At 44.0% G+C, this 12,223-nt stretch carries 12 protein-coding genes; 1 reads left to right on the forward strand and 11 read right to left on the reverse strand.

All coding sequences use genetic code 11. The features are described 5' to 3' along the window. Positions 1 to 19: 19 nt before the first annotated feature. The 9 genes from nqrF to FJQ87_RS15525 all read right to left on the reverse strand — a co-directional run bounded on the left by nqrF (position 20) and on the right by FJQ87_RS15525 (position 8,234). Positions 20 to 1,276 (reverse strand): NADH:ubiquinone reductase (Na(+)-transporting) subunit F, encoded by a 1,257-nt coding sequence (gene nqrF / locus FJQ87_RS15485; RefSeq protein ID WP_140933384.1) that lies wholly within the window; start codon positions 1,274 to 1,276, stop codon positions 20 to 22. Between the two features lie 43 nt (positions 1,277 to 1,319). Next, on the reverse strand, positions 1,320 to 1,928 hold the full coding sequence (nqrE, locus tag FJQ87_RS15490; RefSeq protein WP_140933385.1) for an NADH:ubiquinone reductase (Na(+)-transporting) subunit E: 609 nt from the start codon (positions 1,926 to 1,928) through the stop codon (positions 1,320 to 1,322). A 4-nt stretch (positions 1,929 to 1,932) separates the two neighbouring features. Continuing rightward, positions 1,933 to 2,565, reverse strand: a complete 633-nt coding sequence (locus tag FJQ87_RS15495; RefSeq protein ID WP_140933386.1) for an NADH:ubiquinone reductase (Na(+)-transporting) subunit D — start codon at positions 2,563 to 2,565, stop codon at positions 1,933 to 1,935. Beyond that, on the reverse strand, positions 2,565 to 3,362 hold the full coding sequence (locus FJQ87_RS15500; RefSeq protein ID WP_140933387.1) for a Na(+)-translocating NADH-quinone reductase subunit C: 798 nt from the start codon (positions 3,360 to 3,362) through the stop codon (positions 2,565 to 2,567). Before FJQ87_RS15500 ends, FJQ87_RS15495 begins: the two co-directional genes overlap by 1 nt. Then, complete coding sequence (locus tag FJQ87_RS15505; RefSeq protein WP_140933388.1) at positions 3,355 to 4,554, reverse strand: NADH:ubiquinone reductase (Na(+)-transporting) subunit B; 1,200 nt, start codon at positions 4,552 to 4,554, stop codon at positions 3,355 to 3,357. The genes FJQ87_RS15500 and FJQ87_RS15505 overlap by 8 nt, the downstream gene beginning before the upstream one ends. After that, positions 4,551 to 5,888 carry a Na(+)-translocating NADH-quinone reductase subunit A gene (locus tag FJQ87_RS15510; RefSeq protein WP_140933389.1) on the reverse strand — a complete coding sequence of 446 codons (1,338 nt, stop codon included), beginning with the start codon at positions 5,886 to 5,888 and terminating at the stop codon, positions 4,551 to 4,553. Before FJQ87_RS15510 ends, FJQ87_RS15505 begins: the two co-directional genes overlap by 4 nt. 541 nt (positions 5,889 to 6,429) lie before the next feature. Beyond that, positions 6,430 to 6,939 (reverse strand): S-ribosylhomocysteine lyase, encoded by a 510-nt coding sequence (gene luxS, locus FJQ87_RS15515; RefSeq protein ID WP_140933390.1) that lies wholly within the window; start codon positions 6,937 to 6,939, stop codon positions 6,430 to 6,432. Positions 6,940 to 7,264: 325 nt separating this feature from the next. Then, entirely contained in the window at positions 7,265 to 7,570 is a 306-nt protein-coding gene (locus FJQ87_RS15520) for a BolA/IbaG family iron-sulfur metabolism protein (protein WP_140933391.1), read from the reverse strand. Positions 7,571 to 7,652: 82 nt separating this feature from the next. After that, positions 7,653 to 8,234 (reverse strand): alpha-ketoglutarate-dependent dioxygenase AlkB, encoded by a 582-nt coding sequence (locus FJQ87_RS15525; protein WP_140933392.1) that lies wholly within the window; start codon positions 8,232 to 8,234, stop codon positions 7,653 to 7,655. A gap of 173 nt (positions 8,235 to 8,407) precedes the next feature. Between FJQ87_RS15525 and FJQ87_RS15530 the strand changes: the two genes are divergently transcribed. Next, entirely contained in the window at positions 8,408 to 9,529 is a 1,122-nt protein-coding gene (locus FJQ87_RS15530; protein WP_240778933.1) for a methyltransferase, read from the forward strand. Between the two features lie 84 nt (positions 9,530 to 9,613). On the opposite strand, the gene FJQ87_RS15535 is transcribed toward FJQ87_RS15530, so the two are convergent. Next, positions 9,614 to 11,125, reverse strand: a complete 1,512-nt coding sequence (locus FJQ87_RS15535; RefSeq protein ID WP_168195209.1) for an EAL domain-containing protein — start codon at positions 11,123 to 11,125, stop codon at positions 9,614 to 9,616. Beyond that, complete coding sequence (locus FJQ87_RS15540) at positions 11,112 to 11,852, reverse strand: hypothetical protein (RefSeq protein ID WP_140933394.1); 741 nt, start codon at positions 11,850 to 11,852, stop codon at positions 11,112 to 11,114. The genes FJQ87_RS15535 and FJQ87_RS15540 overlap by 14 nt, the downstream gene beginning before the upstream one ends. Positions 11,853 to 12,223: the final 371 nt, after the last annotated feature.

Below are 12,223 nucleotides of genomic sequence, written 5' to 3' on the forward strand. Positions count from 1 at the left end.
ACCTAATATCTCTCTTTAATTAACCACCGAAGTCATCGAGGAGAATGTTTTCATCCTCAACACCTAAGTCTTTTAGCATACCAATTACAGCTGCGTTCATCATAGGTGGACCACACATGTAGAACTCACAGTCTTCTGGAGCATCATGGCTTTTCAGGTAGTTTTCGTACAAGACGTTATGGATAAAGCCAGTGTAACCGTCCCAGTTATCCTCAGGCTGAGGATCAGACAGAGCAACATGCCACTGGAAGTTATCGTTTGCGGCCGCTAATCCATCGAAATCTTCTACATAGAACATTTCACGCTTAGAGCGCGCACCGTACCAGAAGCTCATCTTACGCTTAGACTTAAGACGCATTAACTGATCAAAAATGTGTGAACGCATCGGAGCCATGCCCGCACCGCCACCAATAAAGACCATTTCAGCATCGGTATCTTTTGCGAAAAACTCACCAAATGGACCTGAAATAGTGACCTTGTCACCGGCTTTCAAGCTCCAAATATACGATGACATTTTACCACAAGGTAACGTCAAGTTACGTGGGGGTGGTGTTGCAATCCGCACGTTCAGCATGATAATGCCAAATTCTTCAGGATAGTTTGCCATTGAGTAAGCGCGGATCACCGGCTCATCCACTATCGATTCTAGCTTGAAGAAACCGAAATGTTCCCAATCACCACGATACTGTGCTGGTACATCAAAATCAGCATACTTAACATGGTGAACTGGCGCTTCAATCTGAATATAACCACCCGCGCGGAAAGGCACGGTTTCGCCATCAGGAATTTGCAGCTTCAGTTCTTTAATGAAGGTTGCCTTGTTATCGTTAGAAATGACTTCACAATCCCATTTCTTGATACCAAAGATTTCTTCTTCAAGCTCAATTTCCATGTCAGTTTTAATATTTACCTGACAGGCCAAACGGCAACCATGCTTAGCTTCACCTTTACTGATGTGATCAAGTTCAGTCGGCAGAATATCACCGCCGCCCGACTTAATATGCACGCGGCACTGGCCACACGAGCCACCACCACCACAAGCACTAGAGACGAAGATACCATTCGATGCCAAGGCACCTAACAGCTTATTACCGGCCGTTGTAGTAATCGCTTTTCCAGGATCACCATTGATACCAATGGTGATATCACCGCTAGATACTAGTTTTGACTTGGCGAGTAAAATCACCAAAACCAGTATCAGAACAATCGCGGTGAACATACCCACACCCAAGTAAACCTCAAGCGGAGTCGACTTAAATATACCGAGAATATCCATTTACTTATCCTTTAAGGTCGTAGACTTAGTCCAACGCAATCGCTTAGAGCGACACGCCAGAGAACGACATAAAACCTAACGCCATTAAACCTGCGGTCACAAATGTGATGCCTAGGCCACGTAAACCTTTAGGTACGTCAGCATATTTCAGCTTTTCACGAATACCTGCCAATAACACGATAGCTAGCGCCCAACCTATGCCAGAACCCACACCGAAAACAAAACTCTCGCCTAAGGTGTAGTCACGCTCAACCATGAAAGATACGGCACCAAAAATAGCGCAGTTTACGGTGATCAAAGGTAAGAAAATACCTAAGGCGTTATACAAAGGTGGGAAATACTTATCTAAAGCCATTTCCAAAATTTGTACTAACGCAGCAATGACGCCAATAAAGGTAATGAACTTAAGGAAGCTCAAATCGGCTTGCGGTAAACCAGCCCAAGCTAACGCGCCAGGAGCCAGAATACCTTGGTAAATGATTTGGTTAACTGGCACCGAAATCGCAAGTACCACAATCACAGCCACACCTAAGCCCATAGATGTAGAAACTTTCTTTGATACTGCCAAGAAAGTACACATCCCCAAGAAGAAAGCTAATGCCATGTTCTCGATAAAAATAGAGCGGATGAGCAGACTGATGTAATGTTCCATCTTATTATCCTTTTGCTTCTACTTGCTCTGGCTTATAGGTACGGATGATCCAAATCAGGATACCAATTAAGAAGAAAGCACTTGGAGGTAACAGCAACATACCGTTAGGTACATACCAACCGCCTTCAGACACTTTCTTCAGAATTTCCACACCAAACAGCGAACCATTACCAAATAATTCACGAACAAAACCGACAGATAATAAAATTGCGGCGTAACCTAAACCATTACCAATACCGTCCATGAAGCTCATCATAGGCGGGGTTTTCATGGCGTAAGCTTCAGCGCGGCCCATTACGATACAGTTAGTAATAATCAAACCCACGAATACCGATAACTGCTTAGCCACGTCATAGGCATAGGCCTGTAAGACTTGGTCAACGACTATCACTAACGACGCGATAATAGTCATTTGCACGATAATCCGCACACTGCTCGGAATTTGGTTACGAATTAATGAGATAAATAAGTTAGAGAAAGCAGTAACCGCAGTTAATGCCAAGCTCATGACCAAGGCAGTTTCCATTTTACTGGTCACAGCCAAGGCACTACATACCCCAAGAATTTGCAATGCAATTGGGTTGTTATTAATGATGGGTCCGGTAAGGACCTGCTTCAGTTCTTTTGCATCAGCCATTAGCTCAGACCTCCATCACGGGCCTTGTCAATAAACTTGCCAAAACCTTCGTTGCCTAACCAAAATTGCAGTGAGTATTGCACACCATTACTGGTTAAGGTGGCGCCAGATAACGCATCGACACCATAAACTGTTTCAGCAACGGCAGGGTTTTTAGTGACTTTAATCGCTAACTCACCTTGCTCATCAAACAGCTTTTTACCTTTCCATTTGGCAATCCACTTAGGATTTTGTACTTCACCGCCAAGACCTGGTGTTTCACCTGAGCCTGAGAAGTCGTAATACACTAAGTTTTGAATGGTGTTCATATCTGGATCAAGAGCTAAGAAGGCATACATGGTTGACCATAAGCCATAGCCTTTAATCGGCAGAATGACTGAGGTTAACTTGCCTTGCTCATCGTGAATCAGATACACCAGGGCATCATTAGCTACGCGCTTGACTGAGGCAATATCATGCTCAGGCACAAAAGAGGTTTTTGGGTCTCTCGCCGCTTTTGCCATGTCATAAGTGTTACCATCAACGCCAGCAACAAAATCACCGGTTTTAAGGTTAACTACTCGCGCTTCAACAAACTGGCCATACGTGGCCAGAACTTGCTGACGAGTCATATCGGCATTCTTGCTGTCGAGTAAATTGGCGGCTTCCAGAATATATTTCTGGCGGTCGAACAATTTATTTTCAGTTTGAATTGGCTTAAGCAATACGGCTGCGGTTGATACGAAAAGCGAACATATCAAACACAAACCGACGACAACTATTAGCGTTCTTGTGAACGAATCCTTTTGACTAGCCACGTGCAATCCTCCGCTTGATATTTGCCTGAACCACAAAGTGGTCAAATAGAGGGGCAAATAAGTTGGCAAATAAAATCGCTAACATCATACCTTCTGGGAATGCCGGGTTTATCACGCGAACAAACACCACCATAGCGCCAATCAAGAAACCATAGGCCCATTTAGCCTGATTGGTAAATGACGCAGAGACAGGGTCGGTTGCCATAAACATCATACCGAAAGCAAAACCACCTAACACTAAGTGCCAATACCAAGGCATAGCAAACATAGGGTTAGTGTTACTGCCAACAACATTCAGTAAGGTTGCAATCACTACCATGCCTAAGAACACACCTAAGATAATGCGCCATGAGGCAATGCGGGCATAAACAAGAATGGCGCCACCAAGCAGAATAGCTAAGGTTGATACCTCACCGATAGAGCCTGGAATAAAGCCAAAGAAGGCATCCCACCACGCTGGTGTAAAGCCATATTCAAGCGTGCCACTGGCGGCTTGACTCAGAGCAGTCGCGCCCGAGAAACCATCAGCCACCACCCAAGAGGTATCGCCAGACATATTCAGTGGATAAGCAAAGAATAAGAAAGCTCGTCCCGCCAGCGCTGGGTTTAAGAAGTTACGGCCGGTGCCACCAAAGAATTCTTTAGCAACTACCACACCGAAAGTGATACCAAGCGCCACCATCCATAACGGAATAGTTGCTGGTAAGGTCAGAGAGAACAGCACTGAAGTAACGAAGAAGCCTTCGTTAATTTCATGGCCGCGCACTGACGCAAATAACACTTCCCAAAAACCACCGACTATGAAAGTCACGGCATAAATTGGCAGGAAGAAACACGCGCCATACCACATTAAAGTGGCGACACCAGCATCGGGAGTTAACTGCGCTCCAAACAAGCTAAACAAGCTAACTTGCCAAATATCCGGCGTACCAAAACCTGCAATTAATGCGTCTTGGGCTTGCAGACCAACGTTGTACATACCCACAAACATGGCTGGGAATGTACAGGCCCACACTAAGATCATCATGCGCTTGAGATCTAGGTTATCGCGAACATGGGTTGCCCCTTTATTCACTTTACCTGGGGTATAGAAAATAGTCGCCGCAGCTTCGTAGAGGGCATACCATTTTTCGTATTTTCCGCCTTTTTCAAATTGCGGCTCAATACGTTCGATAAAATCTTTCAAACTCATAAGCCTTCCCTCTCTATGATATCCAGACAATCACGCAGATAGACACCATAGTCATACTTACCCGGACATACGAAGGTACATAACGCTAAATCTTCTTCATCCAGTTCTAATGCACCCAATGCCATCGCGCCTTCGTTATCACCCGATAACAAGTCGCGCAGCAACATGCTAGGTAAAATGTCTAACGGCATAACTCTTTCATACATACCAATCGGCACCATGGCGCGATCTGAACCGCCGGTACTTGTAGTCATATTAAAAAGCTTAGATTTATTGAGATGGCCTAAGAATGTACGAGTGAAAGAGAACTTATCGCTACCAGGCATAGCCCAGCCTAAAAATTCTTTTTCTGTGCCTTCTTCCAGCACGCTGACCTGCAAATGGAAACGACCTAGGTAATCAACCGGTCCTTTCGCGGTGCGACCATTAAGGACAGAACCTGAAATAACGCGACCGTTTTGACCTTGGGTTTCACCAGCAACGAGTTCACTGACACATGCGCCCATTTGAGTACGCAGCAAACGCGGCGTTTTCACCTTAGGACCTGCCAAGGCAATCACTCGGTCGGTATATAACTCACCTGTAGTGAATAATAAGCCAATGGCAATAACGTCTTGATAATTCACATGCCATACCGTGCGCTTAGCTGATGCTGGCAACAGGTTATGAATGTGAGTACCCACTAAGCCTGCTGGATGCACGCCAGCAAATTCATGTACTTTTGCGTTAGCTGCTGGCATTTGCGCGCCGGCCGCTTTACATAAATACACGTCGCCTTGAGTTAACCGTGACAATACCGTCAAACCATTAGCAAAGTCTTGCTCATGCTCTTTAATCACCAACTGAGGGTCAGCGGCTAAAGGTTGAGTATCAATGGCGGTCACAAAAATCCCAGCAGGCACGGAATCCACCGCGGGAGCCTTGCTGAAAGGACGCGTTCGAATAGCGGTCCATAAACCTGATTCAATCAAGTTTGAACGCACTAACTCACCGTCTAATGCGGCAAGTTCATTGGCTGGGTATTGGTTGAATTTAACACCTGCAGAATTATCTTGAGCAATAACAACAGATTGAAAAACCCGTCTTGCACCACGATTAATTGCTACAACTGTGCCACTGGCTAAAGCAGTATATTTAACGCCGGGATTTTTCTTATCCTCAAAAATCACCTGCCCTTTTTGAACCTTATCACCTTCCTTGATTTTCATGGTAGGTTTCAGTCCAACATACTCTTCACCCAAAGTAGCTATGTGTGTAATGGCTGGGCCATTATGGATAACTTGCTCTGGTCTACCGGCAATCGGCAGATCCAATCCTTTGTTAATTGTAATCATATCCGCAAGCACTACATTTGAAGGAAAGACAATGCGCCACATTTCTGTCTCTTAAACCAAGAGTTGCTCGGTTAAGGATTGAGTTAGCGCAGATTATTTACAGAAATGCGAGCCTAATCACGCTGCACGCGCGCATTTTAACGCAACTGATGCATTCCTGCTACGAAAATCATTGCCATTTTTAATCTTCAAGTCCTTGAATTAAGTAAAACTTGATTTTGGAAATAGCGTTTGTGAACGTTAAACCCAGCTAAGCACAGCAATTAACGAATATAAGCTAAAAATGTATTAACTTTTAATCACTTACAACTTACAAACCCAAAACAACAACAAGCAACCTTTTGGTGATTTAACTAATGCATTTCATTCACAAATGTCAGTATACGGTAGGAATTCGACTTGAGTAGACTTTAATATCAATTAGATGGAGATTTTTTTAACACCAGATTTGAAGTGGGTCACATTGACCTTAAAAAAAACAAGGGCAAGCTAATAGTAATTAGCTCACCCTTTGTCACTAAATCAGCACCAAAACCATTTGCTACAAACCCTTTAACAACTCGTCACTTAGGCCTAACTCTTGATTACGATTCACACTTATGCCTGCAGCTATCACGGTTTTAGCAATCTCTTGCGCTTCATCAAGGGAGTGCATCTCGTATGTGCCACATTGATATTGATTAAGCTCAGGGATTTGCGCTTCGGATTGCACCTTGAGTACATCGGCCATTGCCGCTAGCCAAGCTTCTGCCACCGTTAACTCAGAAGGTGTGCCAATCAGGCTCATGTAAAAACCTGTGCGGCAACCCATGGGCGAGATATCGATAATTTCAACACCATCACCATTTAAATGATCACGCATAAAGCCAGCAAACAAATGCTCTAAGGTATGGATACCGCGCTCACTGAGCAAGGTTTTGTTAGGGATACAAAATCTAAGGTCAAATACAGTAATGGCATCACCTGAAGGGGTTTTCATATTTTTAGCCACTCGCACCGCAGGCGCGCTCATGCGTGTATGATCAACGGTAAAACTATCAAGTAACGGCATACCTAGCTCCAGTGACAATCAAGGGGTTTTTATAATAAGGGCTTGTTACTAAAGCTTAAGCAATAGTAAGGGCTCATCTATTGGCTCAGTCTACTTGAGCCAATAGTATGCCGCACCTTCAGATATTTCATGATAGCGGCATCCGCCACCAGATAACAACTTGTTTTCAACCGCACCTAGTTAGTAACACTTGGAACTACTTATTACCTGTTGACCTACTTGGCGATAGATAAAAACCTGTTAGCTTCCAAATTAATAGCTAAGTACATTTTTTTACCAATAAAAAAGCCCCTTCAGGGGCTTTTCGTTAGCTAAATAAGTTAGCTTAACCTTTACAGTTAGGTGACATAGGCGCGCTGCCCTGCTCTGCCCACTCTGTTGGTGTATAAGTATGCATGGCTAAGGCGTGGACGCCGTTAGCTAATTCATCCGCCAGTAAAGAGTTAACGCTACGATGACGACTCAGTAATCTCTGCCCTTCAAACTCACCGCTCACTATCACTAATTTAAAGTGAGTCTCAGAATTGGGTGGCACATGATGACGATTACTTTCGTTAAGCACCTCTAAATATTGAGGCGCGAAAGCTTGCTCTATCTTAGTTTGGATCTTACTTGCAACTGTGGCACTCATATCCATATCTCTAAAAAAAATTGGCAAGCGCAATGTAAACCCTCATGAGATAAAGATCAAATTGCATTAAATAGCACCTGCGCTAGCTCTCATGAAAATAGGGCGTCACTTGCCTGAAGGTGAAATTCCAGCGGCTGGTTTGCACTCTGGCGCGCTTTGGCAGGCTATGTTGCCATTCTTGCTGCATAGGATAATGCATGATTAAGAGGTCGCCATCATGCAGGCGGATGGTGAGCTTTTCACCATTACTATGCCGCAGTAAAAAATCCCTAGTTGCCCCTAAACTGATGGAATAAATATCGCTGTTATCAACAATTTCAGCTTCATTATCACTATGCCAGCCCATGGACTCCGCTCCATGGCGATAGTGATTCACTAGTACGCCGTTCACTGGAGTACCAAAATCTGTAATTAAGCGTTGGCGCAATTGCGCTAACAAGCTTGGCCAAGGCTTAGCAGTCATCATTAACGATGAATATTTATAATCACAACCTAAGTCAGCAAACCATGCTTGCTGGCGCGGTATAGCGATACTTTTGCCAAAGTGTCGTATCTGTGGCTGAGTAAAAGGGTAAGTGCGCGATTCATCTTGTAATTGCTGACTGAACTCTTGGCTAATATAGCGGGGAAAGAGGCTGATGGGACATATAGCTGATTTAGTCATGGTCTCCTCGCTTAGCAGATAAATAGTGGGCGCTTACAGGGTTATCTGCGATAATCACCGTCTTGCTTAATTTTAGATTTATAAAGGTATGCTCTGTGTCATCCGTCGATAATGAGAGTCGCATTCAGTCTGCTAATACTAGCACTGAGACAAGCAGTCTAACCCAGTGGCAATTGGGTGAAGACACACTCACCTTGCATCGTTACCCACAAGATCAAGTGTCGAATCTTCAAGCGTGGGACGCAGGTGACGAGCATTTAATTAATATCTTTATGACAGAGATGGCGAGCTCGCCCATAGCTCATTGCAGCCTCATCAATGATCAGTTTGGTGCCTTATGTTGTGGCCTAAGTCGCCGCTTCCCAGAACTTGCCATTAGTATTCAGTCGGATGCTAAAACCAGTCAATTGGGCATAGCGCAAAATTTACTGGCCAATTGCCTCAATCCAAAGATTACTTATCTTAATGCTCGCGCAGCCCTTAACCAAGCTGACACTCAAGTATTAATGAAGCTTCCTAAAAACCTTAATTTTTTCCGGGAGCAACTGCAGCAACTCAGTCAAAGTTTAGTGCCTGGCGCTAAGGTATTGATTGCCGCTAAAGCTAAGGTCATCAATGCTAGTCTGTTAGCTTTGATTAAAGAGCATTTTGGCGAAGCCAGTGCCAGTTTAACCTTTAAAAAGACGCGAGTGATCACCGCAATTTTTGATGGCAGAGTGCGCCGCGCAGCCACAGCCAAAACTTGGGCAGTGCCAGAATATCAGTTAACCCTCACTAACCTATCTAATGTATTTGCATCCAGTAAGTTAGATATTGGCGCGCGCATTATGCTCGATAATATGCCAAGTGGTGATTTTGGCTCTGTGATTGATTTAGGTTGTGGTAATGGCGTCTTGGGGCTGCGCGCCGCTCAACTTTATCCTAAAGCGCACATTTATTTTGTGGATGATTCTGAAATGGCAGTGGCAAGCGCCGCGGATAACTGGCAAATGAATCAGTTTGAATCCGAGCGTGGTCACTTCCATTGGGATGATTGTTTGACCCATATGGCTCAAGAGGATGTTGTTGACTTAGTGCTGTGTAACCCGCCGTTTCATCAAGGCGAGGCCATTACCGATCATATTGCGTGGCAGATGTTTGTGGATGCCCGTAAGCAGTTAGCTAAGGGCGGGTTATTGCAGGTGGTGGGCAATCGCCATCTTAATTATCACGTTAAATTAAAACGGCTGTTTGGTAATTGCCAAACGGCTGCCAGTAATGGCAAATTTGTGATCCTGCGAGCAGTTAAGTCATAATCATCAAGATACTCGCTTTTAGGCCATAGATTTCATGGTCTAAAAGCTTAATGCTTATTAGCTAATGCATTAAGGGCAAAGCGTTTAACGAGTTAAGATAAAGCGTCGCAATTCATCGGCATCCATAGACCGAGCGTAATACCAGCCTTGATGCAGATAAATACCCAACTCTTGTAAAATCTCGGCCTGCTCTTGAGTTTCCACCCCTTCGGCAATCACATCGGCCTGCATTTCTTTGGCAATATCCACATAGGTAGTCACAAGTGACAGCTTACTTTCAGCCAACCCCAGTAAACTCACAAAAGCCCTATCGATTTTAATCGCATTAAAGGGCAATTGTTGTAGGTATAAATGACTGCCATAGCCAGTACCAACATCATCAAGTTTTACGCCGCAGCCATAATGTTGGCACGCCGCCACGAACTCTTGCGCTTGAGGCCAATCTGAAATGGGTAAACGCTCAGTCAACTCAAAATTAATGCTGGCTAATGGATAACCTTGCTGCTGCCATTTATCCAGCATGCTAAGCACTGAGCCAGACTCAATATCTTGCGCACTAATATTAATGCTGCACCAGCGCAATTTGCCTGACACTAATAAGGATTTTAATTCCCGCAGCGCACTCTCTATGACCCATAAAGTCACAGCGACCATAGCCGGGCTATGCTCAAGCTTATCGATAAAATCAACCGTTGGTACTTGGTGGCCTTTATGCTGCCACCGCAAAAATGTCTCAGCGCCAGCCACTTCTGATGTGCGGGTATTAAACACCGGCTGAAACTCAAGCTTGAACTCTTCATTATTCAATGCTTTAGTGAATTTATGTTGCCAGTATCTAGTGGTTAGTGCACCGCGCGCCTGAAAGATCAGCCAAGCGACAAAAGATGACATAGCCAACATCAGCACGAAATAAAACAGCCACAGGTGATTCTTAATCTGCTGGCTTGAACTCAAGGTAAATGCTAATGGCGTTTCGTCACTATCAACATGCACCATTTGGCCACGCTCGTGTGTTGCCCCCACAGTAAACCAAGTGTGCTCACCGACCTTAATGACAGCACCGGATAGAAACCAGCTATTTTTAAGCAAGGTTTTAAATCTTGAGCCTAGTAATAATCGTCTAAATACTTGTACATCGTTATCATCAATTCCCACAAATACCTTAACGTTACCATCAGGATATTTAATGGTATACAGGCCAAGACCTGCCACATTGGTGGACATTTTCACTATGTTTTCAGGGGTAGGCATAGCCCCTAATGCCGAGCAAAATAACGCTTGGTTTTTGATATACACCATAGGGACATAGTACTCATCCCTGTCATACATTTGCTGGCGCAACAATTCAATCAGTTCGCTATTGCACTGTTCTTCTTCGACTAAGGCTAATTGCTCTTTAAGCGCCGTCATTTGCCCATGGGCATCATGCATATGCTGGTCGTAAAACAGATTCAATTGCTCAGTCTTATACATTAATAACTGAGTTAACGTGTACTTACTCGCCCACAAAGAGGCCGTCAGCAGCATGATAAGAAAGGTGCCGACAACAAGAGACAGTATGCTGTTATATTGAACCGTAGATCTATGCAACATCATGGTGTAGATGTTCCGCATAAAAATAAGAAAAGGGCAAATTCAAGCCAAAGTTATAGTCATCAGCAGATTGCACATCTGCGAGAATTAAACCAAAGCCACGTTCACGCAGCATAAAGAGTTTATCGACCACCACTTGCTCGGGCAGACGCGTACATTCTTGACGTAACCTAGTCGTGTTAAACAGCAAACACTCAAAAAGATGCAAATTGGCTGAGGAAAGAGTATCAATCGAGGGATTCATTAAACATAAACGCACGCCCAGATCTTTTAATAAATACTTGGCCTCTGAGGTAAATTCAGCTAATGCCGTATTGCTATTATGCAGCAGTAAAGTCAGCGTCATTTGCTGCTTATCTAAGAAGTGAAATAGCTTAACTAAGGTATTAACTATGGTGATATCCAGTAAATGAATGCGCTCTATGGTCAAGAAAAACCGCGAACCTTCAAGGTTCAAGTCTTGCCCTTGCTCCAATTTAGCCAATAGCTGGCGCAACATTTTCTTAAAATCATGAATATGGGTGAGGCTGGGATAACCTTGAGCTTGGCTATATTTGTGCTGATACCAAGTTGAATAAATCTCTGCGCCAAATAACTTACCACTTCTATCTATCATATAGCGCGATTGATAATGGCAATCTTCACATACAGACTTATCCAAATTGCTGCAGGCTGAGGCTTGCGACTCAGTAACAATTTTATGGCAAGTATGTGAAAAGATGCAGTTCATTAATTTATCCAAATTTTATGCGGTGGCGGAATTTACATAAAAACAGAACCGAACTCAACCTTAGCCCCTTCTATTGGCAGCATTATTACATATCACGAACAACGAACAGATAAGCCACCCGCAAGCGCGCAACAATTAACAAACAACCGGTGCCGCGGCAGAACAATAGTAACTAGCGCACAAACAAGCGCCGACCTAAGTGTCAAAAAGCCTTATAAGCAGTCGTTTTTCAAACAGTTAGCTTAAGTTAAGATTAAATCAGACAAACCCAAACAAAATGGCGAGAATTCTGACAACCATGGGTTAACGTTTGCACCAACCAAAAAAAACGCTAAGTTAGCATTCCTCTTGATTAGCAAAGCGCTCATCCG

It is taken from the genome of Shewanella sp. SNU WT4 (assembly GCF_006494715.1).
Classification (GTDB): Bacteria; Pseudomonadota; Gammaproteobacteria; order Enterobacterales; family Shewanellaceae; genus Shewanella.